Origin of the sequence: Klebsiella sp. 141203, assembly GCF_032601985.1 — a bacterium.
In the GTDB taxonomy this organism is placed as follows: domain Bacteria; phylum Pseudomonadota; class Gammaproteobacteria; order Enterobacterales; family Enterobacteriaceae; genus Klebsiella; species Klebsiella aerogenes.
This window is the reverse complement of record NZ_JAQIRL010000002.1, coordinates 644772-671479: the sequence shown is the minus strand read 5'-3', so window position 1 is coordinate 671479 and position 26708 is coordinate 644772. Positions and strand designations below refer to the sequence as shown.

Genomic DNA, 26708 nt, shown 5'->3' with positions numbered 1-26708 from the left:
GAGTTAGCCATGTCCGTATTTCACTCAAATCTGTTTCGCCAGCAGGCGCTGATTGCCGGAAGCTGGCGCGACGCCGCCGACGGTACATCGCTTGCCGTCAGCAGCCCCTCCACCGGCGAGGCGCTCGGCCAGATCCCGAATATGGGACGGACGGAAGCGCAGCAGGCGGTGGATGCCGCCGCTGCCGCGCTGCCGGCATGGCGCGCGCTTACCGCCGCCCAGCGCGCAGCGTTATTGAAGAACTGGCACCGCCTGATCCTCGAAAACAAGACCGCGCTGGCGCAGATAATGACCGCCGAGCAGGGCAAGCCGCTGGCGGAAGCGGAAGGCGAAATCGCCTATGCAGCCTCGTTTATCGAGTGGTTTGCCGAACAAGGGAAACGCGCCAACGGCGAGATAATCCCCTCCCCCGGCGCCGATAAACGCCTGATGGTGATCCGCCAGGGCGTGGGGGTCTGCGCGGCGATCACCCCGTGGAACTTCCCGGCGGCGATGATCACCCGTAAGGCCGGCCCGGCGCTGGCCGCGGGTTGTACGATGGTAATTAAGCCTGCCAACGAAACGCCATTTACCGCGCTGGCGATGGCGGAACTGGCGAATCAGGCCGGGATCCCGCAGGGCGTGATTAACGTTGTCACCGGGCAGTCGCGTGAAATTGGCGCGGTGTTCACCGGCGATGAGCGGGTGCGAAAGCTCTCCTTTACCGGCTCGACCGAAGTTGGCCGCGTGCTGATGCGCCAGTGCGCTGAATCCATCAAAAAGCTCTCTTTAGAGCTCGGCGGTAACGCGCCGTTTATCGTCTTTGACGACGCCGATATCGATAAAGCCGTCGAGGGAGCGCTGATCGCCAAGTTCCGCAACGCCGGACAAACCTGCGTTTGCGTCAACCGCTTCTATATTCATCGCGCCGTCTACGACCAATTCTGCGATAAGTTCGTCGCCCGCGTCGCCGCCCTGAAAGTCGGCGATGGCAGCGAGTCCGATGTACAGATTGGCCCACTTATCAACGCCGACGCCGGGCGCAAAGTCCAGTCCCTGCTCGACGATGCGCTCACCCGCGGCGCGACGCTGTTAACCGGCGGAAAAGCACATCCGCTGGGCGGTAATTTCTTCACCCCGACGGTTATCGGCAACGTACAGCCGGGGTCACTGCTGCTGCAGGAAGAGATTTTCGGCCCGGTGGCCGCGCTGGTGAAATTTGAGGATGAGCAAGAGGTCATTGAGCAGGCCAATAACACCATCTACGGCCTCGCCTCCTATTTCTACAGCAACGATGCCGCCCGTATCTGGCGCGTCTCCGAGCAGCTGGAATACGGCATGGTCGGCATCAATACCGGGCTGATTTCCAACGAAGTCGCGCCATTTGGCGGGGTGAAACAGTCGGGTCTTGGCCGCGAAGGCTCGGAACACGGAATCGAAGATTACCTGGAGATGAAGTATCTCTGCCAGGGGTTGTAACTGTATTCTCCCGGCGGCGGCTCTGGCCACGCCGGGATTTTTGATGGAGTTCAGCGATGTCTGATTATCAAATGTTTGAGACGATCGTTCGCGATGTTGAACAGATCACCGCCCAGGTTAAGCGTTTTACGCTGGTATCGTCGACCGGCTCCCCGCTGCCGGAGTTCAGCGGCGGCAGCCATATAATCGTCCAGATGCAGGATGGCGAGCAGCGCTACAGCAATGCCTATTCGCTCATGAGCTCGCCGCTGGATACCACAAGCTGGCAGATTGCGGTGCGTCTTGAGTCGCCTTCCAAAGGCGGCTCGCGTTTTATGCATCAGCAGGTGCGACCGGGCGATACCCTGACGGTGTCCACCCCCAACAACCTGTTCGCCATCGAACCGCAGGCGCGAAAACATCTGCTGATCGCCGGCGGCATCGGCATCACGCCATTTTTAGCGCATATTCCTGAACTGGAACAGCTGCAGGCCGACTGGCAACTGCACTACTGTTTCCACGACGCCGACAATAATGCTTTCGTCGATGCGCTCAGCGCAGCGCCGTGGCGCGACCGGGTCAATATTCACATATCAGCGCTCGGCAGCCGTCTCGATCTGTCGCGCCTGTTCGCCGACATCGAGCCCGGAACCCACGTCTATACCTGCGGCCCGGCTGCACTTAACGAGGCGGTGAAAGCCGCCGCCGAACGGTATCAGGTTCCCGCCAGCCAGCTGCACTTTGAGCAATTTATCCTTGAGGATAAAGGCGGAGAGGCATTTACGCTGGTGCTGGCGCGTTCCGGACGCGAATTTACCGTGCCGCAGGATATGACCATTTTACAGGTGATTGAGAATAACAAAGCGGCGAAGGTGGAATGCCTGTGCCGCGAAGGGGTGTGCGGCACCTGCGAAACGATGATTCTGGAGGGCGAAGCCGACCACCGCGATCAGTACTACAGCGATGAAGAGAAAGCCAGCCAGCAGAGTATGCTGATCTGCTGCTCACGCGCTAAAGGCGGCCGGTTAGTGCTGGATTTATAGCTCGCTCTCCGGCCAGCGGCGCTGGCCGGAGAGACAATCACAATTCCAGCTCGCGGCGCAGCAGTTCGGCGATATCCTCGGGGCTTGCCGCATTTACCAGAGCGGTACGAAAACCCTCATGCATAATGCGCCGCGCCAACCGTGAGAAGATCCGCATATGCTGGTCACCCGCCGAGTGTTTGTTCAGCGTCAGCATAATGACAAATTGCGCTTCTTCATCGCCCCACATCACCGGTTGCGCCAGCCGCGCGACGCTGATGGTCGACTGCTCAATATGCTCGGATTTACTGTGCGGAATGGCGAAGCTAAAGCCCAGACCGGTGGAGAACACCGCCTCGCGGGCCCACAGGTCTGCCTCCAGCTTACGCGGATAGCGGCAACGCCCGGCCAGCAGCAGATTATCAGTCATCCCTTTCAGCACTTCTTCCTTGCTGCGCCAGTCGCTATTAAGCGTAATGCACTGGGTACTCACCAGCGGAACATCCTGCTGACGCATGCGGAACTGGGCCAGCAGATGCTCGACTTCCAGTGAGGTACGGCACTGCATCGCCTGATTCAGTAGCTGGCGGCAGGCGCGGCTATCCAGTTGCGCCAGGCGCGCCTTGGTCGCCGGGATTGCCGGCGCGCTCATACTCAATTCATCTAAACCGAGGCCAACCAGCAGCGGCAGCACCGATCCTTTCGCCCCCAGCTCGCCGCACAGGCCAATCCATTTTCCCTGACGATGCACCGCCTGCACGGCATAGTCCAGCGCGCGCAGGAAGGCCGGGTTCAGGCTGTTGTAATGACGCGTCACTTTAGCGTTATCGCGATCGACCGCCAGCAGATACTGCGTTAAATCGTTGCTGCCGATGCTAAAGAAATCGACCTCTTCACAGCACTGATCGATGATAAACATCACCGAAGGCACCTCCAGCATGATGCCGAGTGGGATCTTTTCATCAAACGGGATCTGTTCGGCGCGCAGCGACTGCTTGGCCTCCGCCAGCCGCTCTTTCACCCACAGAATCTCCTCCATTGATGAAATCATCGGGATCATAATTTTCAGCGAGCCGTGCGCCGAGGCGCGTAAAATGGCCCGCAGCTGAGTATGAAACAACGCTTGATACTCTTCATAGATGCGTACCGCGCGGTAGCCGAGGAACGGATTGTTTTCCGCCGGAATATTGAGATACGCCACCGGCTTATCGCCGCCGATATCCATGGTGCGCACGATAATACTGCGCCCGTTAGCGGGCTCCAGCGCCTGACAAAAGATGTTGTAGAGCTCATTTTCCGACGGCGCGCCGGGACGGTCCATATACAACATTTCGGTACGGAACAGCCCAACCGACTGCGCGCCGTTATTAAATGCCGCCACCGCTTCCACCGAATGCGCGATATTGGCGGCGATCTCTACGCGGATGCCGTCTTGCGTCTGCCCGGCTTTATCAAGCCATACCTGCTGCTGTTGCTGAATTTGCCCCTGTAGCCAGGACTCCTGCTGATAATAGCGCGCTACCGCTGGGCTGGGGTCCACCACCAGCAGCCCGGCATTACCGTCGATCTGTACCTGAGTTTCGACCCACGGCAGCAGCGCCGGCAGGTCAATGCCCACCAACGTAGGAATATTGAACGAACGGGCCAGAATGACAGTATGTGAAGTTGTGCCGCCGCTGCGCAGCAGTAGCCCTTTCAACTGCGACTTATCCAGTTCCAGAAACTGGCTTGGGGTCAGTTCATCGGCAAGACAAATAGCCGCTTCCCGCAGTTGTCCCGGTGCCGGAAAGCGATCTTCGCCATAGATATGCTGCAATAGCTGGAAGCAGACGTCGCGGACATCCAGCACTCGTTCCTGCAGATAGCTGTTGCCGGAATCGCGGAACTGGGCGCAGAAGTGGTCGCCGGTGGCGACAATAGCCTGTGCGCAGCTAAGGCCGGTGAGAATACCGCCAAGCAGGTGCTGGCGCAGCGAAGCATCGGTCGCCAGCGAACGGTGAGCTTGCAGAATCGCGCTGGCGGTGCCGTCATTGTCCAGTAACCGCAGATCGATATCCTGCACCAACAGACGCAAACCGGTATCCAGTGCCGCCTGTTCCTGTTCAAGGCTGGCGACCATCGGCAGTTCGCCAAGGTCGTGAAGATCGCGTGATTTGAGATGAACCAGCTTACCGCCAGCACTGCCGGCGCACACCGGGCGCGCAGGGAACAGCGTTGGGTTCAGCCGCGACAGCGATTCCGGCACCGGCTGGACATCCAGCGTTTGCGCAGAGGGCAGCGGCGCATCGCAGTGCGGAAATTCATTTTCAATAAACGCGGTTAACGCGGCATACGCTTCGTCTTCATCCTCCCCGCTGATAATCAGCTGACAGGCGTCTCCTTTTAGGGTGTTGCTGCCGATAATCGCCAGCGCGCTTTTCGCATTCCCGCGACCGTCGCTCCGCAGATTCCGCCACTCAACCGCCGACGAAAAACGGTTACACAGCGTTTCGACCAGGCTCGCCGGGCGCGCATGCACGCCATTTGGCAAATCACATATGAATTCAATTACCAGTGCCATCGCCTTCCTCCTGAGCAATGCGTTATTTCAGCCAAAGGTAATGAAAGTAGTGGCAATGAACTACGTGATAAAACTGGCAATTACTGGACTATTGTACACATACATCTTTTTTATGCTCGCCATCACAATTCATCAGTTCAGGCGTACGTAGCCCTAATAACAGCTAAGATTTGAGGTGGATCGCAATTCCTTTCTCACCTTACAAATATCCAGTAAATGCACTTTTTCTCTACTATTTTATACCCCGCCCTTTTTCTAATGTTGAGGCATCAATACTGTCACGGGCCACACAGCGCTCAGGAGCAAGCAATGAACGAACTGGTGCACATACTAAAAAATACCCGCCAGCATCTGATGACCGGCGTCTCACACATGATCCCCTTCGTCGTTTCCGGCGGGATCCTGCTGGCGGTGTCCGTCATGTTATATGGCAAAGGCGCGGTGCCCGATGCCGCCACCGACCCTAATCTGAAGAAGCTCTTTGATATCGGCGTCGCCGGGCTGACGCTGATGGTACCTTTCCTTGCCGCCTACATCGGCTACTCCATTTCTGACCGCGCCGCGCTGGCCCCCTGCGCCATTGGCGCCTGGGTCGGCAACGGCTTCGGCGCCGGCTTCTTCGGCGCGCTGATAGCCGGAATGATTGGCGGTCTGGTGGTCTATTACCTGAAAAAAATTCCCGTTCATAAAGTTCTACGCTCGGTGATGCCTATCTTCATTATTCCCATCATCGGCACCTTTATCACCGCCGGGATCATGATGTGGGGCCTCGGCGAACCGGTGGGCGCGCTGACCGCAAACCTGACCAGCTGGCTGCAGGGGATGCGCGAAGGCAGCATCGTGGTGCTGGCCATCATTATGGGCCTGATGCTGGCCTTTGATATGGGCGGCCCGGTTAACAAAGTGGCCTACGCCTTTATGTTGATTTGCGTCTCTCAGGGCGTCTACAGCGTCGTGGCAATCGCCGCGGTCGGCATCGCCGTACCGCCGCTGGGCATGGGGCTGGCGACGTTAATTGGTCGCCAATATTTTACCGCCGAAGAGCGTGAAACCGGCAAGGCCGCGCTGGTGATGGGCTGCGTCGGGGTGACCGAAGGCGCCATTCCTTTTGCCGCCGCCGACCCGCTGCGCGTTATTCCCGCCAACATGATTGGCGCCGCCTGCGGCTGCGTCACCGCCGCGCTGATGGGCGCGCAGTGCTATGCCGGCTGGGGCGGGCTTATCGTGCTGCCGGTGGTCCAGGGCAAACTCGCCTTTGTCACCGCACTCTTTGTCGGCGCCTGCGTCAGCGCGGCCTGCGTCATCGCCCTGAAAGCATTCACCAAAAAGCAACCGTCCGACGCCCAGGCCGACGATGAATTAGATCTTGATTTCGAAATTAACTAACAGACTGGAAGGAACACCTTATGACCCACATTATCGCCGTCACCGCCTGCCCATCGGGCGTCGCCCATACCTATATGGCCGCCGAGTCGCTGGAAAGCGCCGCTAAAGCCAAAGGCTGGCAGGTTAAGGTTGAGACCCAGGGTTCCATCGGCATTGAGAACGAACTCACGGCGGAGGATATCGCCGCTGCCGATATGGTCATTCTGACCAAAGATATCGGCATTAAGTTTGAAGAACGTTTTGCCGGGAAAACCATTGTGCGCGTCAATATCAGCGATGCGGTAAAACGCGCCGACGCCATCATGAACAAGATAGACAGCCACCTTTCCCAGAACGCCTGAAGCCCAAAAGAGGCGCTTACGCGCCTCTCAGACTGCTGACAAAGAAGGAAAAAGCGTGGTTTTTCCTTCTTTGTGGTTATCAGCCGAAAATCAATAAATTGATTTTCCTTGTTATTTGCCTGGTGCAATTTGCAAGCTCAATGATTGCATGAGGTTTGTCATTAATCTCAGAGGCGCTACGCGCCTCTTCGCCACAACATGGAGTTTGTCATGACGAATCGTACGCAACGCCTGAAAACCAGCCTGTTCGCCCAGCCGCGCGAAATCTCCCTTGAACGCGCATTGCTTTATACCGCCAGCCATCGGCTGACGGAGGGCGAGCCGGTGATTATCCGCCGGGCGAAAGCCACGGCGTGGATCCTCGATAAGGTGGCCATTTCGATTCGTGATGATGAACTGATTGCCGGCAACCGCACCGTTAAACCACGTGCGGGAATTATATCGCCGGAGATGGATCCATACTGGCTGCTCAACGAACTCGACACCTTCCCGACCCGCCCGCAGGACCGCTTCGCGATAAGCGAAGAAGATAAACGAATTTACCGCGAAACGCTGTTCCCTTACTGGGAAAAGCGCTCAATGAAAGATTTCATCAATGGTCAAATGACCGAGGAAGTAAAGGCTGCTATCAGCACGCAGATTTTCAGCGTTAACCAGACGGATAAAGGCCAGGGCCATATTATTATCGACTATCCGCGGCTGCTGAATAATGGCCTTGACGCGCTGATCGCCGAGCTGAAATCACACTGCGCCCGGCAGCCTGATAACCACTTTTATCAGGCGGTCCTGATCTTGCTTGAAGCTTCGCAGCGTCATATTTTGCGCTACGCCGCGCTGGCGGAAGAGATGGCCGCGAACTGCGCGAATGCCCAGCGTCAGCGGGAGCTGGCAACCATCGCCGCGACCTCACGCCATAACGCGCAGCATCGGCCGCAGGATTTTGCCCAGGCCTGCCAGCTGTTCTGGTATATGAACATTATTTTGCAGTATGAATCCAACGCCAGCTCGATTTCGCTCGGACGCTTTGACCAGTACATGCTGCCTTTTTATCAGGCGTCGCTGACTCAGGGTCAGGATCCCGCGTATCTCAAGGAGCTGCTGGAGTCGCTATGGGTGAAGTGTAACGATATCGTTCTGCTGCGTTCGTCCAGCAGCGCGCGCTATTTCGCCGGTTTTCCCACCGGCTACACCGCCCTGCTTGGCGGACTGACGGAAACCGGGCGTAGCGCGGTAAACGTACTGTCCTTTCTTTCTCTCGATGCTTACCAGAATGTGCAGCTACCGCAGCCGAACCTGGGGGTGCGGGTCAATGAACTAATAGATCGCCCGTTCCTGCGCAAAACCGCTGAGACCATTCGCCTGGGCACCGGGATCCCGCAGATTTTCAACGATGAGGTGGTCGTCCCGGCCTTCCTCAACCGCGGCGTGTCGCTGGAAGATGCCCGCGATTACGCGGTGGTCGGCTGCGTGGAGCTCTCTATTCCGGGGCGTACCTACGGCCTGCACGATATCGCGATGTTTAATCTGCTGAAGGTGATGGAAATTGTGCTGCAGGAAAATGAACAGCAGCCCGATGTCAGCTGGGACGGCCTCATCAGCCAAATCCGCGACAAAATCCGCTATTACATCAAGCTGATGGTTGAAGGCAGCAACATTTGCGATATCGGCCATCGCGACTGGGCGCCGGTGCCCCTGCTGTCATCCTTTATCGAAGATTGCGTGCAGCACGGCAAAGATATCACCGCAGGCGGCGCGCGCTATAACTTCTCCGGCGTTCAGGGTATCGGAATCGCTAACCTGAGCGATTCGCTGCACGCGCTGAAGGGCATGGTCTTCGAGCAACAGCGCCTCAGTTTTGCCGAGCTGATGGCGGTGCTAAAAGCCAACTTCCGCACGCCGGAAGGAGAAAAAATCCGCGCCCGCTTGATCAACCGTTACGAGAAATACGGCAACGATATCGACGAAGTCGATAATATTAGCGCCGATCTGCTGCGTTTTTACTGTAAAGAGGTAGAACGGTATCTGAACCCGCGCGGCGGCCATTTTACCCCTGGCTCCTATACCGTCTCCGCGCATGTGCCGCTGGGCTCGGTCGTCGGCGCGACGCCGGACGGTCGACTGGCTGGCGAACAGCTGGCGGACGGCGGCCTGTCGCCAATGGTTGGACAGGATGCTCAGGGGCCGACGGCGGTGCTGAAATCGGTCAGCAAGCTGGATAACTATCTGCTGTCGAACGGTACGTTGCTGAACGTCAAATTCACCCCGGCAACGCTTGCCGGAGATGGCGGCCTGAACAAACTGGCAGACTTTTTACAGGCCTTCTGCAAGCTCAAGCTGCAGCACATCCAGTTTAACGTGGTCAACGCCGACACCCTGCGTGAAGCGCAGCAGCGGCCGCAGGACTTCGCAGGCCTGGTGGTGCGCGTCGCGGGCTACAGCGCCTTCTTTGTTGAGCTGTCGAAGGAGATACAGGATGACATTATCCGCCGCACCGCGCATCAGCTGTGAGGTCATCGAAACGCGCGCCGATACGGCGCGCATTTTTAACCTCCAACGCTACTCGCTTAATGACGGGCAAGGGATCCGCACGGTGGTGTTTTTCAAAGGCTGCCCCCACACCTGCCCGTGGTGCGCCAATCCTGAATCGATCTCGCCAAAGATCCAGACCGTGCGCCGGGAGAGTAAATGCCTGCGCTGCACGCGCTGCCTGCAGGACGTCGCCGAGTGTCCCTCCGGGGCATGGGAGCAGATTGGCCGGGATGTTACGCTCGATGCCCTGCTGCGCGAGGTGCTTAAGGACGAGGTCTTCTTCCGCGCCTCCGGCGGCGGCGTCACCCTGTCTGGGGGCGAAGTGCTGATGCAGGCCGTGTTTGCCGCCCGCTTCCTCCAGCACCTGCGCCACTGGGGGGTGCGCACCGCTATCGAGACCGCGGGCGACTGCGCCTTTACCCGTTTTCTCCCGGTGGCCGAAGCCTGTGACGAAATACTGTTTGATTTGAAAATCATGAATAGCGAGCAGGCCCATTCACTACTGCAGATGAATCAGCCGCGAGTGCTGGACAACTTCCGTCAGTTGGCCAGCCGCAAAATGAATCTTATCCCGCGCGTGCCGCTGATCCCTGGCTACACGATGAACACGGAGAATTTTAAGCAGATCTTAAAGTTCCTCGCGCCGTTCGGTCTGACGGAGATTCATCTGTTGCCGTTTCATCAATATGGCGAGGCGAAATACCGTCTGCTGGGTAAAACCTGGCCGCTGGCCAACGTCAACGCTCCCCGAGAGGCGGATATTCATCCTTATCAAGCGCTGGCTGAAGCAGCAGGATATCACGTCACTATCGGCGGTTAACGCCTGGAGGATGTTATGGACTTCAACATTGTCGCGGTGACCGCCTGCGTGAGCGGGGTTGCACATACCTATATGGCAGCCGAGCTACTGGAAAAAGTCGGTCATCATGAAAAATGGTCTCTGAAAGTGGAAACCCAGGGCGCGCTCGGCGTGGAAAACCGAATTAGCGAAGAGGATATTGCCCGCGCCACGGTGGTATTACTGGTAACCGATATCGAAATCGATGGCGCTCAGCGCTTTAACGGACTCCGTACCATTAAAACCAGTATCGCCACCTTCCTGTTGCAGCCACAGCAGATTGTCAAAGCCGTTAATAGCATTATGAAAAAGCCGGTCGTTTACCTGGAAGTTCCCTGACCGGCCACGGCGTTTATTGCACGTCGAGCAGCCACTTTTGCGCGGGTGTCAGGCGGCTCGCCGTTTCTGGCGTCAGCCAGCGCTGCTGGTCCTGCTGCGCGGTATCAGCACGATCAATATATAAGCCATGAAGCACGCGCCTTCTGCTGCCTTCACGATTGCGGGTGCCGCCGTGCCAGGCATGCGCGTTATAAATCATTACGCTGCCGGCCGGCGCGGCAAAAACAATTTCATCAGGATGCGTCTTTTCAGGATCCGCCAAAACCTCTTCCGGCAGCTCCGGGCGCAGATGGGTCGCGGGAATAATCCGCGGCGCGCCGTTGGCGGCGCTCAAATCATCAATAGCCCATATCGTATTGACCAGATGCACTTTCGGGAAGTCTACCCGTGGCTTTTTCCAGTCGGCGTGCAGCGGTTGATGACCACCGTTATACAGCGCCTCGCGGGCATTGAGGCTGGAAACTTTAAACGCGCCATTAAAAATATAACGACAGGCGGAAAGAATGAGCGGATGCGACCACACTTTCTCCCAGATAACGCCCTTGTTGATGAGGTTGGCAATACGCGTCGCCGTCGCCTCCTGATGGTGTTCCATCGCCAGATTCTCGCCTTCACGTTCCACTAGCGCGTCAATGCGCTCGCGCATTTCGCTCAGCCACTGAGGATCAACGACGTTGTGCACCACGGTATAGCCAAGCGTATCAAGTTCATGTTTCATTTGGTCGCTTAGCGTCCGGGTCGCGCCAAGCGCCTCCAGATGAATCATCGATTGTGAGTCCATATTGCCTTCCTTTTAACTTTTAGATAACACAATCAAACTCTACGATGCGGCCAACGACCAGGCAGGAAGGAAAAACTACGAAAAACTGGATATCCGTACGCCAGACACAAAAATGTGAGCCTTATCAATAATTGACGGAGGGTGAATTCGTCGAAAATATTCACCCATTTAATAATGCATCCGTAGCGCGCCGTAAGGCGGAACATCAGGATAAAAAAGATTATAATCAAAGAGATAATTTTAACTCGGGGTCGACAGGATGATTGATGATCTGGCGGGCATACTAAATCGTTTAGTTAATCAAAAAGATAGGCTGCAAGTCCGCTTTCCGGAGCCGGATATTCCCGTTCCGGCGCTGGCGCTGAAGGTGCCCTTCCCGCGCCTGGAGATTGTCCTTGAAGGCGAGCTTCATGAACAGGGGCTGCCGCTATCCGCGGCGGTCTTAGCCACATCCCAGGTACTCTACGTACAGGCGGGAAAGTGGACGCTACCCGAGTGGACCGGCCCGGCGGCCACGCTCAGCATTTTATTCGGCCGCCAAAAGCTCGGCTTTTGCCTCCAGCGCTGGGACGGTAAAACACTACATACTGAAAAGCAAAACGTCGCCAGGCTGGGCCCCCGCGTTGGCTCCTATCTGCTGCTGGCGTTGAATGAGGTCTGCCTGCAGCCTGACCCAATAACCGCCCGGCTGGTAGTTTCCGCGCTGTTAAGCCACTGCCTTGAACAACTAGTCGGGCTGGAAATGCGCGTTAGCCGCAGCCGCGATCTGTTTTTAGCCGTTCAGGATTATCTACAAGAAAATCTAAGCCAGCCGCTGACCCGAGAATCGGTGGCCAGACGCTTTCATATTACCCCGAACTATCTTTCGCATATATTTCAGAAGTCAGGCTCGGTGGGCTTTAATGAATATCTAACCGCCGTGCGGCTGGAAAAAGCCAAGCAACTATTACGCGGTTATGATTTAAAAGTAAAAGAAATTGCGCATAATTGCGGCTTTATCGATAGCAACTATTTTTGCCGGGTGTTTAAACGTAATACTGAACGTTCACCCTCGGAATATCGTCGGCACTGCCGTAGCGCGCAGCAACGATAATCATCCCAGGGGAAATAAGAATGGACTGACCTCGCGGAATTATTCCAACGACCTACCACTCCATGGCGACGAGATCAGTGGCGCGGATACTAAAGCGTTCGCTGGTAGTGTAATTAGCACAATGTGCTACATCAGCAGCTAATTAACGTATCTCCGCGCCAAATCAATTTTTATCCCGGCTGAACGTTCACCTTTTCACCGCTATGCGCAAAATATCCTCGCCTGGCCAATAACGTCCAGGCGAACCGCGGCGCCAGTTTGCCAGGCAGCCTGGCTGACGGTTTTCAGCACCAGCGGCATCGATTGCCCTGCCACCGTCACCGTCAGCGTCGAGATATGGCCGGCGAAATCGACATCTACGATGCGAAAGGCGCTCTCCTGCGGCGCGCACGGCGACACCCGCAGTTGCTCCGGGCGCAGCATCACGCGCCCGCGGCCGCTGGCGTGAGGATTGTCAGTCGGCAATTCGCCGATGGCGCAACGCGCGCGCCCCTCCATGAGTTCGGCGTCGAGCACCAGCGCATCGCCAAGAAACAGCGCGGTGGCCTCGTCAACCGGGCGCGAATAGACCTCGAACGGGGTTCCTACCTGAGCAAAACGTCCTTGCCGCATCACCGCGACCTGGCTTGCAAACGACAGCGCCTCCGTCTGATCGTGAGTGACCAGAATCGACGCTACGCCAGCCTCGGCCAGCAGGTCGGCGGTGGCTTTACGCGTTGCCGCCCGCAGCCCGGTATCCAGCGCCGAGAAAGGTTCATCCAGTAACATCAGCGATGGCCGCTGGGCCAACGCGCGCGCCAGCGCAACCCGCTGCTGCTGGCCGCCGGAAATTTCATGCGGCCAGTGGTTCGCTAATGTCGAATCTAACGCCACCATCTCCATCAGCGCAGCGACCCGACGGCGTTTCTCTTCGCGGTTACAATCCAGCCCCCAGGCAATATTGTCCGCGACGTTAAGATGGGGGAACAGCGCCCCTTCCTGCGGCACGAAACCGATCCCGCGCTGATGCGCCGGCACAAACACGCCTTCGGCAAACAGGGTGTTGCCCTGCAGAACGATTCGCCCGTTATCCGGGGTTTCAAAACCGGCAAGAATTCGCAGCAGCGTGGTTTTACCGGAACCCGACGGGCCGACAATGGCGGTACGGCTTCCCGGCGCCACGGTCAGATTAAGGTTATCAAGCACCAGCGCGTCGGCGAAGGATTTCGAGATAGAGGACAATTCCAGCATGTTACAACCCTGCAATTTTTTTCGACTGCACATAAAGAACCGCCGTCAGCGGCAGCGAAATCACGATCATCAGCATCGCATAGGGCGCCGCGGCGACGTAGTCGATCTCGCTGGTCAACGCCCAAAAACCGGTCGACAGCGTGCGGGTGCCTAACGGCGATAGCAGCAACGTCGCGGTGAGCTCGTTGCTCACGCCAAGAAACACCAACGCGGCGCCAGCGGCCGCTCCCGGCGCGGCCAACCGCATGGTAACGCTCCATAAGGCGCGAGCCGGGCTGCGGCCAAGGCTACGGGCGACGTTTTCCAGCTCAACCGGCGCCTGGGCGATACCGGCGCGCAGGTTAATCAGCGCTCGCGGCATAAACATCAGCAGGTAAGCGAGGAACAGCGTCACTTCGGTCTGATACACCGGACGGGCATAGTGGATGGCGACCGTCACCAGCGCCAGCGCGGTGACGATGCCCGGCAGTGAGCTGGTGATATAATTACAGCCTTCCATCACGCGGAACAGCCGGCGCGGATAACGCACGCCGAGCCAGGCGATAGGAATCGCGCAAGCGGTGGTCAGCAGCGCGCCGCCCGCTCCCAGTAGCAGGGTCTGGCGCAGCGAATGCCAAAGATCGGCATGCAGCCAGTTCTCCACACCGCCAAGCCATAGCCAGCGGCACAGCACCAGCAGCGGGACGCCCATCGCCAGCATCACCAGCGTCAACAGCAGCAGTTGCGCGCCCCATGCGGCCACGTTGCCCAGAGGACGACGCTTCTGTTCTCGCGCCGCGCCGGCGCCGATGCGCGCATAACGCGCTTTGCCGCGCGAGAGGCTCTCCAGTAGCAGGATAGCCAGGCAGCACAGCGCCAGTACCCCTGCCAACATATTCGCCGCCGGTCCGCTAAAGGTGGACTGGAACTGGTCATAAATGGCGGTGGTGAAGGTATCGAAGCGAATCATCACATACAGGCCATATTCCGCCAGCAGATGCAGCGCCACCAGCAGCGCGCCGCCGCAGATAGCCAACCGCAGTTGCGGCAGCACCACGCGGAAGAAAACCTTCCACGGCGGCGTGCCCAACGAGGCGGCAACATCTTCCAGAGTCGGGTCGAGACGACGAAGCACCGCCGCCACCGGCATGTAGATAAAGGGATAGTAGGCCAGCACCGAAAGGAACACCCCGGCGGACAGGCCGTGCAGCGAGGGAACCGCGCTAACCCAGGCATAGCTCTGGACAAATGCCGGGATAGCCAGCGGCGCGACCGCCAGCGCCGACCACAGCTGACGCCCGGCAAGCGCGGTGCGTTCAGTAAGCCAGGCCACCGCCACGCCAAGCGTGATGCAGATGGGCACCGCCAGCAGCGTCAGCCACAGCGTATTGCTGAGCAGTTCGGCCACCCGCGGGCGAAACACCAGGGCTTTAATAGTCGGCCAGCCGGTCTCAATCCCCACCGCGGCCACAAAACCTAAGGGCAGTAACGCCATTACAGAAAACAGTACAGCTAAGGCAACCATCGGAAATGCAGGACGCCTGCGCTCGGGCAGGCGTCCTGTTTTCTTTCCGAGTACCAGACTCAGGACAGACATAGATAAATCACTTCAGCATCAAATTACAGCAGGCCAGCCTGGGTCATCAGGTCGATCACTTTTTTGCTATTCAGCGTTGATGGCTCAACCTTCGGCGCGTCCAGCTCTTTCAGCGGCGTCAGTTTCGGGTTAGAGGCGGCATTCACGCCCACCGCATATTCGAAGGCATTATTGGTACGCAGCTCATCCTGACCCTGCTTGCCGGTAATCCATTTGATAAACGCCTGCGCCTGCTCTTTATGTTTGCTGGACGCCAGTACGCCGCCGCCGGAGATACTCACGAAAGCGCCCGGATCCTGGTTTTTAAAGTAATACAGCCTGGTGTTTTTGCTGTTCTCGCCGGTTTTCGCCTGGTCGACAAAGCGGTAATAGTGGTAGATCACCCCGCCGTCGATTTGTCCGGCGTTGACAGCTTTCATTACCGTGCTGTTGCCTTTGTAGGCCACGAAGTTCGTTTTCATCGCCTTCAGCCAGTCGAGCGTCGCTTTTTCGCCCTTCAACGCCAGCATGGCGCTAACGATGGCCTGGAAGTCTGCGCCCGATGGAGAGGCGGCCCAGCGCCCTTTCCACTCAGGTTTCGCCAGGTCCATCAGCGAATGCGGCAGCTGAGATTCGCTGATTTTCGCCGGGTTATAGACGAAAACGGTACTGCGGGCAGCAATGCCAATCCAGCGGCCGTGCTCAGGACGATACTGCGGCGCGACCTGATTCAGCGTCGCGGCATCCAGCGGCGCAAACAGTTTGGCGTTATCAACCAGCACCATTGAAGGCGAGTTTTCAGTCAGGAAGACATCCGCCGGCGAGGCTGACCCCTCCTGCACCAGTTGATTACCCAATTCGCTATCGTCGCCGTTGCGCAGCGTGACTTTAATACCGGTTTCTTTGGTAAAGCCGTCAACCCAGGATTTCACCAGGTTTTCATGCTGGGCGTTATACACCACAATGCCGTCGCCATTGTCAGCCGCCATAACCTGCGGAGCGGTAAACAGAGCCGAAGCAGCGAGCATCGCCGCGCAATATGCCGATAAGCGGAAATTCATAAGCTAATCCTTAGTATGGGTAGTCGAAAAGCCGTGGAGAAACCGGGTTGGCACGGATTAAATCACAGAGGAATGTGAATGATAATGAAAACAATTACCATCATTTTAAAAAAGTGAAAAACACCGCCAATTAGAATTTCCTGATGACAAAATGCTTATTTCGACGCGCGACTGAAACAAACATTAAGACAACATTAAGCCAGCAGCTTTAAATATTATCGCTGTTTAAAATCTTGATCGTCTTCACAGATTCTACCCACAACACGGCAACGGACAGCTGTTTGCCAGGTGAAACCATCACTCTTGCCAATAATTTTAAATGAGAATGATCTTGATAATCATTCTCAATATCACATATCATCCTGTTCCAGCAGCAAGATACGAAGAAAAGACGACTAAAAAGCCGAAAATGGATATTTTATGTTTAAGGAAACCCTTTTAAACACTCTGGTTATAGGCTGCGCGTTGCTCATCAGCGCCTGTCACAGCCCGGTTTATCCCCTCTCCCCTGCCGGGGAGCGCGCGCTGGTAGAGCAGGCGGATATTCGCGATACCGCCAGCGGACGCTCCCTGACGCCGCAACAATTGCTGAACCAACTCGCTCAGGCGCCGCTGGTTATTGTCGGCGAAGAACATACTAACACCCAGCATCACCAGATTGAGCGCTGGCTGCTGCAGAACCTTCACACCCTTCGCCCGCAGGGCAGCGTACTGATGGAGATGATTGACCTAAGCCAGCAGGAGGCGGTTAATCGGGTCAAGCAGGCCAGCCTCAGCGGAACGACCGTTTCCGCCACTCGCGCGGCGGAAACGCTGCGCTGGAATCCCGGCTGGCCGTGGGCGCTTTATCGCGATGTCGTGATGACCGCGCTGCAAGCGCCTTATCCACTGCTGGCAGCTAACCTCAGCCGCCAGCAGGTGAGCGATATTTATCAACATCCCACGTTTCCCCGCGGAGCACTTTCCAACAGCCCGCAGGTACATGAATCGCTATCGGCCATTATCTTTCTGATGCATAACGGGCAAATCGATGGCGAGCAGGTTACCTCTATGCTCGCTATCCAACAGCAGCGCGATCGCCTGATGGCGATGCAAATGAAAGCCGCGCCGCGCCCTGCGCTGTTAATTGCCGGCGGTTATCATGCGGCGAAAGATATTGGCGTACCGCTGCATCTGGCCGATCTCAAGGCGGAAAAACCGCTGGTGTTACTGCTGACCACCGACGGCGCCACGCCGACGGCGAAGCAGGCTGATTATGTCTGGTCGGTAGCGGCAGAAAAATGAATATCCCTCTCTCCACGCCATTGATAGCATCGCGTCCCCGCTGGTTGGCGGGGACAACGGCAAGCGTGCTTGGCCACCTGGCGCTGGCCGTGCCTTTTATCATTCACTTCGCCTCGCCGCCGGATGCCGCGCCCCCTGCCGCGGTGATGGTGGAGTACGCGCCGGAACTGGAAGTGTCATTTATTCATCCCGAGCTGCCGCCGGGCGTCACCCAGCAGCGCAAAGTCGAGGCGATGACCGAGCAGGAAACAGCCGCGGTGAAAGAGGCGCCGAAGCTACAAATTCACGACAATGCGCAAATAAAGCTGTCCGCCAGCAAACCCGAACCGCAGCGGAAAAAGAAAATCGAGGTTAAAAAACAGTCCCGCCGCCAGCAACAAGAGGAAAAGGGCAATTCAACCATCACCAGCTTCGCCGCGCCCCCGGCGCCGGCCGTCCTTACTCAGCGCACCACCGCGCCGCTCGATAGCGATGCCGCGCGCCTGAGCCACAACAAGATCAGTTGGGAATCGCTGGTGAAAGGCAAAATCAACAAAATGCGCCACTACCCGGAAGATGCGCGCCGCCGTAAACGTACCGGTACCGTCATTATTACCTTCAGCGTCAACGAACGCGGCGAGGTGTTGCAATCGCAGTTGGCGAACTCATCAGGGACCCATTCGCTGGATCGCGCCGCGCTGATGGCGCTGGAAAATGCGCGTCCGCTTCCGCCGCCGCCAAAAGAGCTGCTGCGTAACGGTATTAATAAGGTCACCCTGCCGGTGGAGTTCGGCTTATTAAAAATATAAACCCCAGGTTCCCTGTTATTTATTCAGGCAACCCGGACGTTATTTATAACGGTCACTGACCGCTAATAATTTTTTATTTTGGGCAATGTGTCATCGCACTTAGCAATAAGCGCGATGCACGCTGCTGCCCTTTTTGTGCGTTAACTATTTATTACCTCAGGATTGGATTATGGAAAAATCACAAATAATCACGGGGCTCGTCACCGGGCTACTTATCGTCAACGGCCAGGCTTTCGCCGCCGAAAGCGAAGGAGAATCGGTTTTCTCTCCTATCACCATTACCGATAACCCGCTGGCGGAAAATGCCGGCCAGGTCGGCTCCTCAGAGGAGAGCTATACCCGTCCCGGCGCCTACAGTTCGCGAACGCTCAATAAGAATCTGCAAAGCCTCGATGCCTCGCTGCGCAGCATGGCGGGCACCTATACGCAAATCGACCCGCTGCAGGGCACCATCAGCGTCAATATTCGCGGCATGAACGGGCTGGGCCGGGTAAACACCATGGTGGATGGCGTCACCCAGACCTTCTTCGGCATGGCGCCGGCTAACTATCACGGCGGGGCGAATACCGCCGCCGGGGTGCCGCTTGACCCCAACTTCCTGGCCGAAGTGGATATCACCCGCGGCAACAGCGCCGGTTCGCAAGGCGTCAACGCGCTGGCGGGCAGCGCCAACCTGCGCACGATCGGTATCGATGATGTGTTAAAACCGGGGCATCAGGTCGGCCTGCTGTCGCGTTTTTCCGTAGGCGATAACGGACTCGGCCGCACCGGTATGGTAACGGTAGCCGGCAAAACCGACGCCTTCGATAACGGCGGCGGCCTTGGCGCGCTACTCGGCATCAGCGGCACCCGCACCTATGCGACCTATAAAAACGGCGGCGGACGCAGCAGCGAAGAGTTTATCGGCGAAGATAATAAATATCTGCGCCAGGAGCCGCGCTCGCAGCTGTATAAAATCAATTTCAACGTCGATCAATTTAACCGCTTCGAGTTTTCCGGGCGTAATTACCGCAATAGCTTTACCCGTCGCGATATTAGCAGCGACGACTACTATCTGCGCTATAACTATGCGCCGCTCAATGAACTGGTCGAGTTCAATGTTTTAGCCAGCACCAGCCGCGGCAATCAGTCATATAAACCGGAGTCGCTGTATAACTTTAACGACTCCTCGACCACCAATAAGTCCAACGCGCTGGATATGAACAACACCAGCCGTTTTCGTATTACCGACGATCTGTATGCCGCTTTCCAGCTCGGCGGTAAATTAATGGATACCCGCTATTCCCGCCGCTTCGTGCAGGATAATGAGACCGACCATAACGCCTTTGCCCCGGCGGGCAAACAGAAGATCGCCTCGCTCTATAGCGGGCTGACATTAAACAAGGATATTTATCAGCTCGATCTTAATCTTAACTATACCCGTAGCCGGGTACAGGGCTATAAACCGGCCTGTGCAGATAACGAAAAATGCTTCCCGCAAGGGGCAACCCAACTCAACGTCAAAGATAACGGTTTTAATCCCTCGGCGACCTTCTCCGCGCAGGTGACGCCATGGCTGCAGCCGTTTGTCAGCTGGAGCCGTTCCTCGCGTGCGCCGAACGTTCAGGAAGTGTTCTTCGCCAATGAGGGCGGCGCATCGATGAACCCGTTTCTGAAGCCGGAAAAAGCCGAGACCTGGGAGGCCGGTTTTAACGTTATCAAACAAGGGTTATTGAGCGAGCAGGATAGCCTGCATCTGAAAGCTCTGACCTACCGCTCGCGGATTAAAGATTACATCACCAGCGAATCCTTCCTGCTGTGCAGTAACGGCGGGCTGTGTAAAGATGTCGCCAATGCTTCACCGGATTTCAACGCCAATATCTCGGTTAACGTCACCTCGCCGGTGACCACCGAGGGCTATGAGATTGAAGCCGGATACGACATCGGTTTTGCCTACGCCAATGTGTCATGGAGCAAGCAGCGTACCGATCAGCCCACCTCTATTGCCAGTACGGTCTATAGCTTCGCCTATAGCGACCTTAGCGATCTCCCCAGCAGCTACGCCACGGTGGATGTGGGCGGGCGCCTGTTCGATCGCAAACTCACCGTCGGCAGCCTGGTGAAATTCACCGGTAAATCAAAACGCCTGAGTACCGAAGGCATTAGCCTCGACACCAACACGGTGCCTAAAGAGAGCATGCCGAATATCCCGACCATTATCGACCTCTATAGCAGCTGGCAGATGACCGATAACGTACTGCTGCGCTTTAGCGTGCAGAACGTGACGAATCGTGACTACTCCGAAGCGCTAAACCGTATGAACCAGAGTCTCGATAACGCCAAAGAGGGCGCCTCTGTTAACACCACCGCCCGCGGCCGCACCTATATTTTCGGCGGCGAAATCCAGTTCTGATCCCTATTTATCAACAAGGATAACCATCATGACTAATCGCAACTTGATAAAACCGCTGGCTGCGCTGCTGCTCGCCGCCCTGCTCCCCCAGCCGGCTTTCGCCATCGATCCACCGCCGCGGGAGGCATCGCGCTTTGCGATGAAAACCAATTATCTGCAGGAAGCCAACGAAGGGGTTTATGAGCTGGCGTTCGATAATGGCGACAACCTGCTATTCGCCGCGGCGACCGACCGGGTTAACCGCGCGGCCAATAAAGGTTATCTCTACGCCTTTAATCCGGCCACCCTGCAGGTTATCCAGCGCTACGATATGCCCAGGCGTGCCTTCTCGCTGGCGATGAATCAGCCGGCGCGCGTGCTTTACGTCGGCCATACCCAGGCGGCTTCGCTGCGTATCAGCCAGTTCGACGCCGCCAGCGGTAAAATCACCCGTACCAGTCCGCGCCTGAGCTTCCCCACCGACGGCGCCGCCGATGCGCGCTTCGAACATCTGCGGCATATGGTATACAGCCGCGCCGCTAACCTGTTATTTGTCAGCTACAGCCATATGCTGAAAACCCAGGACGGGATGCGTCCGCTGCATAAATTGTTGATGCTCGACGGCACGACGTTGCAGCTGAAAGGGGAAGTCAAAGGCGCCTATCGCGGCACCGCCTACGGCCTGACGCTGGATGAAAAGACGCAGAAGATCTACGTTGGCGGCCGCGACTATATCAACGAGATCGATGCCAGAACCCAGCAGGTTGTCCGCACTATCCCGCTTAACGCGCCGCAGTTGGCCAGCGCGCAAAACCTGATCGTTGATTCCGACTCAGGGCGTATTTTCGTCGTCGCCTTCGATCACGACGATCGCAGCGGCCCGCACGACGGCCTGTATATTTTCGATCTGAAAGACGGCAAATCGCTGGGTTACGTGCGTACCGGCGTCGGCGCCAACGCGGTGCGTTTCAATCCGAAATATAACGAGCTGTACGTTAGTAATTTCACCAGCGGCACCATTAGCGTCGTGGACGGCAAAACCTGGCGCGTGACACATGAATTCCGCACCCCGGTTTATCCGAATCAAATGGTGTTGTCGCCGGACATGGATACCCTGTACGTCGGCATTAAAGAAGGGTTCAATCGCGAGTGGGATCCTGAGGTATTTGTCGAAGGGGCGAAGGAGCGCATTCTGCGCATTGATTTGCGTAAATCGTAATCCGCTAACCACCTGCCCGGCAGGTGGTTATTAGCCTTCGTTGGCCAGCTTCGCGCGCAGGCGCTTAATCGCCTGGCTGTGTAGCTGGCTGACGCGGGATTCTCCCACCTCCAGCACCGCGCCAATCTCTTTAAGGTTTAGCTCTTCCTGGTAGTAGAGGGTGAGGACCATTTTTTCGCGTTCCGGCAAGGCTTCAATCGCCTCGATGACCCGCTGGCGCAGGCTGCCTTCCAGCAGATGATGCAACGGATTGGCCTCTTCATGCCCTTCCAGTAGTCGTTCGGCATTCTCGCCCTGCTCTTCCCGCCATTCGTCATAGGAGAACAGCTGGCTGTTATTGGTATCCAGCAGGATTTGTCGGTACTCGGCAAGGGTGATACCCAACGTCTGCGCGAGTTCGCTTTCCGTGGCCGGGCGGCCCAGCTGCTGCTCCAGCTTCTGCATCGCCTGGGCGACTTCGCGGGCGTTACGCCGCACGCTGCGCGGCACCCAATCGCGGCTACGCAGTTCATCGAGCATTGCGCCGCGGATACGTTGCACCGCATAGGTGGTAAAGGCCGTTCCCTGTAGCGAGTCGTAACGCTCGATGGCGTTCAACAACCCGATTCCCCCGGCCTGCAGCAGATCGTCAAGCTCGACGCTCGCGGGCAGCCTGACCTGCAGGCGTAACGCCTCGTGCCGCACTAACGGAACGTAGCGCAGCCAGAGGGAATTTTTGTCCATCACGCCTTCGGCGGTATACAAATCGCTCACTATTTCTGAAACCTGCGGATAAGAGAGTCAGCGCTATTATGCGCAGGGGCAAAAATGCCAATCGCCGGAAAAACCGCATAAAAGCGTCTCTATTTACGACATGCTCCGCCGTTGCGCCGTTTTGCGCCGGGTGGCTATGGCATAAAGCAAAAACCCCGCCGAAGCGGGGTTGCGATGCGACAGTAATCAGGCGTGCGATTAACGCAGCAGAGACAGGACGTTCTGAGTCGACTGGTTAGCCTGCGCCAGCACGGAGGTACCCGCCTGCTGCAGGATGTTCGCGCGGCTCATGTTGGACACTTCGGTCGCGTAGTCAGCATCCTGAATACGGGACTGGGAAGCGGACAGGTTGTTAACGGTGCTGTTCAGGTTGTTGATAACAGAATCGAAACGGTTCTGTACCGCACCCAGGGAGGAGCGCAGTTGGTCAACCTGGGACAGCGCTTTGTCTAATGCTTCCAGCGGATCTTTAGTGGCCGGAGTTGAATTGAGTTCATTACCACGAACCACTTTACCATCTGCATCAAAAGTTGCGGCGTAGTAACGATCAGTTGCGCCACTAGTATCTTTAATCACATATTTAGGAGCACCTTTTTCTGTACCCGTATATGCGAAAGTATTGGCTAAATCTTTATCTGCATTATCGGTTGCCTTAACAGAAATCTTACCTTCGGTTACTGCTTTAGTCGCACCAGATGGTGTTGCCGATGTCGCTGCAAAAGTTGCTGTTCCATCTTTGTCAATACTATCTACTTTGTAATACTCTGTAGCGCCAGTACGAGCATAAATATCACCCTTATCATCTTTAACATAACCAGTAACGTCTTTAGAATTTGCTTTTTGCCCGGCAGCGATTGTTACTGTTTTATCCAGTTGAATGGAATCATTTGCAGCAACAGCAGTTTTACCGACATCACCTTTATTGACGCCGAATGCAACAGAGAAAGTATCTAAATTTAGAGTACTTTTATTGATATCTTTCAGGTCGATATCAATTGTTTCATTATCATTAGCACCGACCTGAATGGTCAGCTTCTGATTGCTACTCAGTACCTTCACACCGTTGAAATCGGTTTGCTGAGAAATTCGGTCAATTTCAGACAGACGCTGGGTGATTTCGTCCTGGATGGACTGCAGGTCGCTGGAAGAGTTAGAGCCGTTCTGCGCCTGTACGGTCAGACGACGGATGTTCTGCAGGTTATCGTTGACTTCGTTCAGCGCGCCTTCGGTGGTCTGCGCCAGGGAGATACCGTCGTTAGCGTTACGGGAAGCCTGAGTCAGGCCTTTGATGTTAGCGGTGAAACGGTTGGAGATCGCCTGACCCGCGGCATCGTCCTTGGCGCTGTTGATGCGCAGACCGGAAGACAGACGCTCAATCGCCGTGCCCAGGGAAGACTGGGATTTGTTCAGGTTGTTTTGCGCCATCAGCGACAGGCTGTTGGTATTAATTACTTGTGCCATTATATGCATTCCTTACGAGTCAGTTGCGTTCTGTGCAACGTGGTTAAAAGGTTCGGGCTTGCTTGCCCACGGCGTCAACCACCGTCCCTTCTGGTATCGACGTATCCTCTGCAACCTTTAGCCATTTTTTGAAAAATTTTTGCCCCTCCGCCAATGGCGAAAATAACGCGCTTTTTCCCTCTTCTATTACGCCATCGCCTTTTTCACTTTTTCGGTAAACTTTTTCTCCACTGGGCCGATAACGCAATAAGCGAATAACGTCATTAGTAAGGAGAAACACCAATGGCATCGATCAGTTCCTTAGGCATCGGCTCAGGACTCGACCTCAACGGTTTACTGGACAAACTCAGCAAGGCGGAACAACAGCGCCTGACGCCGTATACCACTCAGCAAACCAGCTATAACGCGCAGCTAACGGCTTACGGCACGTTAAAAAGCTCGCTGGAAAAATTCGATAACCTGAGCAAGGAGCTGGCTAAGCCGGAGTTTTTCAACAGCACCACCGCCACCAAGCACGACCAGTTCACCATCACCACCACCAATAAGGCGGTGCCGGGCAACTATAGCGTTGAAGTGCAGAAGCTGGCGCAGCCGCAAACCCTGACCACCCAGGCGACAATTACCGACCAACAAGAGAAACTAGGAACCGCCGGCAACAGCGACCGCTCCATTACGATCACCGCCGGCGACCCGCCAAAACAGACCACGATTCCGCTGAGCGACGACCAGACCTCGCTGCTGGAGATGCGCGATGCCATTAACGGCGCTAAAGCCGGCGTCACCGCCAGCATTATGCGCGTCGGCGACAATGACTATCAGCTGGCGCTGAGCTCCACCACCACCGGCGAGAAAAACACCGTGTCGGTGCAGGTGAATAACGACGATAAACTCGGCGCCATCCTCAACTATGACAGCAGCAGCAAAAGCGGCGCGATGAAGCAAACCGTCGCCGGGCAGGATGCGGAGATCGTCGTCAACGGCACCAAAATTAAGCGCAGCACCAACTCGATTGCCGATGCGCTGCAGGGCGTCACCATTGACCTGAAAACCACCACCAAAGCCGGCGAACCGCAAAACCTGGTGATCGGCATTGATAAGAGCGGCACCGCCGACAAAATCAAAGAGTGGGTCGATAACTACAATTCGCTGCTCGACACCTTCGGCTCGCTGACCAAATACACCCCGGTGAAAAGCGGTGAAGCGCAAAGCGCCAAGAACGGCGCGCTGCTGGGCGATAACACCCTGCGCGGCATTCAGTCCTCGATTAAAAGCGCGCTCAGCGCCGCTCAGGACAACCCGGAGCTGAAAGGCCTTGGTAACCTCGGGATCTCAACCAATCCCAAAACCGGCAAGCTTGAAGTCGACAGCACGAAACTCAATAAAGCGCTCGACGAGAAACCGGATCAGGTCGCCAACTTCTTCGCCGGCAACGGTAAAGACACCGGGATGGCCACCGAAATCCATAATGAAATCCAGAACTATATTAAAGCGGGCGGCATCATCGAGAACTCGACCAAAAGCATCAACACCAATCTCGATCGCCTGAATATCCAGATCGACACCGTTTCCGATAGCATCCAGAACACTATCGATCGCTATAAACAACAGTTTGTTCAGTTGGATACCATGATGTCCAAGCTGAGCAGCACGGGTAACTACTTACAACAGCAGTTCTCGTCCCAGTAACCCTTAATCAGGTAATGAAACAGCATGTATAACCGTAGCGGCACGCAAGCCTACGCACAGGTCAGTCTGGAAAGCAGCGCGATGAGCGCCAGTCCGCACCAGTTAATCGTAATGTTGTTCGACGGGGCGCTTAACGCCCTGCTTCGCGCACGCATCCTGATGAATCAGGGTGATATCGCCGGTAAAGGCCTGGCGCTGTCGAAGGCTATCAACATCATCGACAACGGGTTGAAAAGCGGCCTCGACCACCAGCAAGGTGGCAAAATCGCCGATAATCTGGCGGCGCTGTACGATTATATGAAGCGGCGCCTGATGCAGGCCAACCTGCATAATGACGAAGCGGCGATCGTCGAAGTGGTCAAGCTGCTGGAGAATATCGCCGATGCCTGGCGGCAAATTGGGCCAAACTATCAACCTGCTCAGGGTACATTGTGATGGAACGCCAACAGCAGCTTTTAGCCGCCTATCAGCAGATCCATACCCTGAGCAGTCAGATGATTGCCCTGGCGCGCGCCGGGCAATGGGAAGCGCTGGTGGAAATGCAGTTTGCCTACGTGACGGCGGTCGAGAAAACCGCCGAATTTACCGGCAAAGCGGGGCCATCGCTGGCTCTGCAAGAGATGCTCAACGCTAAGTTGAAGCAGATTATCGACAATGAGGGAGTACTGAAAGGGCTATTGCAACAGCGGATGGAACAATTAAAAACGCTGATCGATCAATCCACCCGCCAGAACGCGGTCAACAACGCTTACGGCCAGTTCGACGATCGCTCGCTCCTGCTTGGCGAACTGCAGTCCGATAATGTGGTCGCCATCAAGAGCAAAAGCGAAGAATTACAATAACAACAACAGCCTCACAGCCAGATATTCCGGCCAGGAAGCGCATGATGGGTCTCACCAGGGCAATGCAGAGTGTTGCCTGGTAAGCCATCGGCGGATTTTACAGGGCTAATAAGCAATAATATATAATCTATT

Annotated in this window: 23 protein-coding genes and 1 pseudogene; 16 read left to right on the top strand and 8 right to left on the bottom strand. The window is 56.3% G+C overall.

Annotated features, from left to right (window positions below):
• Positions 1–9 precede the first annotated feature (9 nt).
• Positions 10–1458 carry an NAD-dependent succinate-semialdehyde dehydrogenase gene (locus PGR29_RS10850; protein ID WP_316424519.1) on the top strand — a complete coding sequence of 483 codons (1449 nt, stop codon included), beginning with the start codon at positions 10–12 and terminating at the stop codon, positions 1456–1458.
• Positions 1459–1514: 56 nt separating this feature from the next.
• The gene (locus PGR29_RS10845) at positions 1515–2480 is read left to right on the top strand and encodes a PDR/VanB family oxidoreductase (RefSeq protein WP_316424518.1); all 966 of its coding nucleotides are present in this window, start codon (positions 1515–1517) and stop codon (positions 2478–2480) included.
• 37 nt (positions 2481–2517) lie between these two features.
• On the opposite strand, the gene ptsP is transcribed toward PGR29_RS10845, so the two are convergent.
• Complete coding sequence (gene ptsP / locus PGR29_RS10840; protein WP_316424517.1) at positions 2518–5019, bottom strand: phosphoenolpyruvate--protein phosphotransferase; 2502 nt, start codon at positions 5017–5019, stop codon at positions 2518–2520.
• 309 nt (positions 5020–5328) lie between these two features.
• On the opposite strand from ptsP, the gene PGR29_RS10835 reads away from it, so the two are divergent.
• The 5 genes from PGR29_RS10835 to PGR29_RS10815 all read left to right on the top strand — a co-directional run bounded on the left by PGR29_RS10835 (position 5329) and on the right by PGR29_RS10815 (position 10452).
• Positions 5329–6405, top strand: coding sequence for a PTS fructose transporter subunit EIIC (locus tag PGR29_RS10835; RefSeq protein WP_087858057.1), 1077 nt, complete (start codon positions 5329–5331; stop codon positions 6403–6405).
• A 20-nt stretch (positions 6406–6425) separates the two neighbouring features.
• Complete coding sequence (locus PGR29_RS10830; protein ID WP_087858058.1) at positions 6426–6746, top strand: PTS fructose-like transporter subunit IIB; 321 nt, start codon at positions 6426–6428, stop codon at positions 6744–6746.
• A gap of 210 nt (positions 6747–6956) precedes the next feature.
• Positions 6957–9254: a formate C-acetyltransferase gene (locus tag PGR29_RS10825; protein ID WP_316424516.1), complete on the top strand. Its 2298-nt coding sequence runs from the start codon at positions 6957–6959 to the stop codon at positions 9252–9254.
• Positions 9220–10095 carry a [formate-C-acetyltransferase]-activating enzyme gene (locus PGR29_RS10820; RefSeq protein ID WP_316424515.1) on the top strand — a complete coding sequence of 292 codons (876 nt, stop codon included), beginning with the start codon at positions 9220–9222 and terminating at the stop codon, positions 10093–10095. Before PGR29_RS10825 ends, PGR29_RS10820 begins: the two co-directional genes overlap by 35 nt.
• Before the next feature lie 15 nt (positions 10096–10110).
• Entirely contained in the window at positions 10111–10452 is a 342-nt protein-coding gene (locus tag PGR29_RS10815) for a PTS fructose-like transporter subunit IIB (protein ID WP_047065412.1), read from the top strand.
• A 13-nt stretch (positions 10453–10465) separates the two neighbouring features.
• Here the strand turns inward: PGR29_RS10815 and PGR29_RS10810 are convergent, their stop codons facing one another.
• The gene (locus tag PGR29_RS10810; RefSeq protein WP_410477032.1) at positions 10466–11170 is read right to left on the bottom strand and encodes a phytanoyl-CoA dioxygenase family protein; all 705 of its coding nucleotides are present in this window, start codon (positions 11168–11170) and stop codon (positions 10466–10468) included.
• Here PGR29_RS10810 and PGR29_RS24930 point away from each other — a divergent pair.
• Positions 11137–11256, top strand: a pseudogene (locus PGR29_RS24930) (hypothetical protein); the annotation flags it as partial. The gene PGR29_RS10810 and the pseudogene PGR29_RS24930 overlap by 34 nt on opposite strands.
• Positions 11257–11492: 236 nt before the next feature.
• Positions 11493–12326 (top strand): helix-turn-helix transcriptional regulator, encoded by an 834-nt coding sequence (locus PGR29_RS10805; protein ID WP_087858062.1) that lies wholly within the window; start codon positions 11493–11495, stop codon positions 12324–12326.
• A 201-nt stretch (positions 12327–12527) separates the two neighbouring features.
• Here PGR29_RS10805 and PGR29_RS10800 read toward each other — a convergent pair whose 3' ends face one another.
• From PGR29_RS10800 to PGR29_RS10790, 3 genes are read right to left on the bottom strand one after another with little or no spacing between them, the layout of a single operon-like run.
• Complete coding sequence (locus PGR29_RS10800; RefSeq protein WP_316424513.1) at positions 12528–13556, bottom strand: ABC transporter ATP-binding protein; 1029 nt, start codon at positions 13554–13556, stop codon at positions 12528–12530.
• Between the two features lies 1 nt (position 13557).
• The gene (locus PGR29_RS10795) at positions 13558–15132 is read right to left on the bottom strand and encodes an ABC transporter permease (protein WP_316424512.1); all 1575 of its coding nucleotides are present in this window, start codon (positions 15130–15132) and stop codon (positions 13558–13560) included.
• 23 nt (positions 15133–15155) lie between these two features.
• Positions 15156–16172: an iron ABC transporter substrate-binding protein gene (locus tag PGR29_RS10790; protein ID WP_015704968.1), complete on the bottom strand. Its 1017-nt coding sequence runs from the start codon at positions 16170–16172 to the stop codon at positions 15156–15158.
• Between the two features lie 420 nt (positions 16173–16592).
• On the opposite strand from PGR29_RS10790, the gene PGR29_RS10785 reads away from it, so the two are divergent.
• From PGR29_RS10785 to PGR29_RS10770, 4 genes are all read left to right on the top strand, one after another.
• A complete protein-coding gene (locus PGR29_RS10785) occupies positions 16593–17456 on the top strand; it encodes a ChaN family lipoprotein (protein ID WP_308958916.1) in 864 nt (287 codons plus the stop codon).
• Positions 17453–18244 (top strand): energy transducer TonB, encoded by a 792-nt coding sequence (locus tag PGR29_RS10780; RefSeq protein WP_228302376.1) that lies wholly within the window; start codon positions 17453–17455, stop codon positions 18242–18244. Before PGR29_RS10785 ends, PGR29_RS10780 begins: the two co-directional genes overlap by 4 nt.
• 169 nt (positions 18245–18413) lie before the next feature.
• Positions 18414–20636, top strand: a complete 2223-nt coding sequence (locus tag PGR29_RS10775) for a TonB-dependent receptor domain-containing protein (protein WP_087858068.1) — start codon at positions 18414–18416, stop codon at positions 20634–20636.
• A 28-nt stretch (positions 20637–20664) separates the two neighbouring features.
• Positions 20665–21834 carry a YncE family protein gene (locus PGR29_RS10770; protein ID WP_316424511.1) on the top strand — a complete coding sequence of 390 codons (1170 nt, stop codon included), beginning with the start codon at positions 20665–20667 and terminating at the stop codon, positions 21832–21834.
• Positions 21835–21864: 30 nt separating this feature from the next.
• Here PGR29_RS10770 and PGR29_RS10765 read toward each other — a convergent pair whose 3' ends face one another.
• The 3 genes from PGR29_RS10765 to PGR29_RS10755 form a co-directional block, all read right to left on the bottom strand.
• On the bottom strand, positions 21865–22587 hold the full coding sequence (locus PGR29_RS10765) for an RNA polymerase sigma factor FliA (protein ID WP_113374243.1): 723 nt from the start codon (positions 22585–22587) through the stop codon (positions 21865–21867).
• A gap of 198 nt (positions 22588–22785) precedes the next feature.
• Positions 22786–24048: a FliC/FljB family flagellin gene (locus tag PGR29_RS10760; protein WP_267983592.1), complete on the bottom strand. Its 1263-nt coding sequence runs from the start codon at positions 24046–24048 to the stop codon at positions 22786–22788.
• A gap of 43 nt (positions 24049–24091) precedes the next feature.
• On the bottom strand, positions 24092–24337 hold the full coding sequence (locus PGR29_RS10755; protein WP_015367282.1) for a hypothetical protein: 246 nt from the start codon (positions 24335–24337) through the stop codon (positions 24092–24094).
• Between PGR29_RS10755 and fliD the strand changes: the two genes are divergently transcribed.
• From fliD to fliT, 3 genes are read left to right on the top strand one after another with little or no spacing between them, the layout of a single operon-like run.
• The gene (gene fliD, locus PGR29_RS10750; RefSeq protein ID WP_316424510.1) at positions 24331–25734 is read left to right on the top strand and encodes a flagellar filament capping protein FliD; all 1404 of its coding nucleotides are present in this window, start codon (positions 24331–24333) and stop codon (positions 25732–25734) included. The two genes, PGR29_RS10755 and fliD, sit on opposite strands and share 7 nt — an antisense overlap.
• A gap of 24 nt (positions 25735–25758) precedes the next feature.
• Complete coding sequence (gene fliS / locus PGR29_RS10745) at positions 25759–26169, top strand: flagellar export chaperone FliS (RefSeq protein ID WP_316424509.1); 411 nt, start codon at positions 25759–25761, stop codon at positions 26167–26169.
• The gene (fliT, locus tag PGR29_RS10740) at positions 26169–26576 is read left to right on the top strand and encodes a flagella biosynthesis regulatory protein FliT (protein ID WP_045397410.1); all 408 of its coding nucleotides are present in this window, start codon (positions 26169–26171) and stop codon (positions 26574–26576) included. The genes fliS and fliT overlap by 1 nt, the downstream gene beginning before the upstream one ends.
• The last annotated feature ends 132 nt before the right edge of the window (positions 26577–26708 follow it).

Bases quoted from the DNA above. Each gene is read 5' to 3' on its own strand.
- PGR29_RS10810 (WP_410477032.1), bottom strand. From the start codon at position 11,170: ATGAAACATGAACTTGATACGCTTGGCTATACCGTGGTGCACAACGTC.
- PGR29_RS10845 (WP_316424518.1), top strand. From the start codon at position 1,515: ATGTCTGATTATCAAATGTTTGAGACGATCGTTCGCGATGTTGAACAG.
- PGR29_RS10795 (WP_316424512.1), bottom strand. From the start codon at position 15,132: ATGTCTGTCCTGAGTCTGGTACTCGGAAAGAAAACAGGACGCCTGCCC.
- PGR29_RS10820 (WP_316424515.1), top strand. From the start codon at position 9,220: ATGACATTATCCGCCGCACCGCGCATCAGCTGTGAGGTCATCGAAACG.
- PGR29_RS10830 (WP_087858058.1), top strand. From the start codon at position 6,426: ATGACCCACATTATCGCCGTCACCGCCTGCCCATCGGGCGTCGCCCAT.
- PGR29_RS10835 (WP_087858057.1), top strand. From the start codon at position 5,329: ATGAACGAACTGGTGCACATACTAAAAAATACCCGCCAGCATCTGATG.
- PGR29_RS10755 (WP_015367282.1), bottom strand. From the start codon at position 24,337: ATGCCATTGGTGTTTCTCCTTACTAATGACGTTATTCGCTTATTGCGT.
- PGR29_RS10850 (WP_316424519.1), top strand. From the start codon at position 10: ATGTCCGTATTTCACTCAAATCTGTTTCGCCAGCAGGCGCTGATTGCC.
- PGR29_RS10770 (WP_316424511.1), top strand. From the start codon at position 20,665: ATGACTAATCGCAACTTGATAAAACCGCTGGCTGCGCTGCTGCTCGCC.
- PGR29_RS10805 (WP_087858062.1), top strand. From the start codon at position 11,493: ATGATTGATGATCTGGCGGGCATACTAAATCGTTTAGTTAATCAAAAA.
- PGR29_RS10815 (WP_047065412.1), top strand. From the start codon at position 10,111: ATGGACTTCAACATTGTCGCGGTGACCGCCTGCGTGAGCGGGGTTGCA.
- ptsP (WP_316424517.1), bottom strand. From the start codon at position 5,019: ATGGCACTGGTAATTGAATTCATATGTGATTTGCCAAATGGCGTGCAT.
- PGR29_RS10785 (WP_308958916.1), top strand. From the start codon at position 16,593: ATGTTTAAGGAAACCCTTTTAAACACTCTGGTTATAGGCTGCGCGTTG.
- PGR29_RS10780 (WP_228302376.1), top strand. From the start codon at position 17,453: ATGAATATCCCTCTCTCCACGCCATTGATAGCATCGCGTCCCCGCTGG.
- PGR29_RS10790 (WP_015704968.1), bottom strand. From the start codon at position 16,172: ATGAATTTCCGCTTATCGGCATATTGCGCGGCGATGCTCGCTGCTTCG.
- PGR29_RS10825 (WP_316424516.1), top strand. From the start codon at position 6,957: ATGACGAATCGTACGCAACGCCTGAAAACCAGCCTGTTCGCCCAGCCG.
- PGR29_RS10800 (WP_316424513.1), bottom strand. From the start codon at position 13,556: ATGCTGGAATTGTCCTCTATCTCGAAATCCTTCGCCGACGCGCTGGTG.
- fliS (WP_316424509.1), top strand. From the start codon at position 25,759: ATGTATAACCGTAGCGGCACGCAAGCCTACGCACAGGTCAGTCTGGAA.
- PGR29_RS10775 (WP_087858068.1), top strand. From the start codon at position 18,414: ATGGAAAAATCACAAATAATCACGGGGCTCGTCACCGGGCTACTTATC.
- fliT (WP_045397410.1), top strand. From the start codon at position 26,169: ATGGAACGCCAACAGCAGCTTTTAGCCGCCTATCAGCAGATCCATACC.
- fliD (WP_316424510.1), top strand. From the start codon at position 24,331: ATGGCATCGATCAGTTCCTTAGGCATCGGCTCAGGACTCGACCTCAAC.
- PGR29_RS10760 (WP_267983592.1), bottom strand. From the start codon at position 24,048: ATGGCACAAGTAATTAATACCAACAGCCTGTCGCTGATGGCGCAAAAC.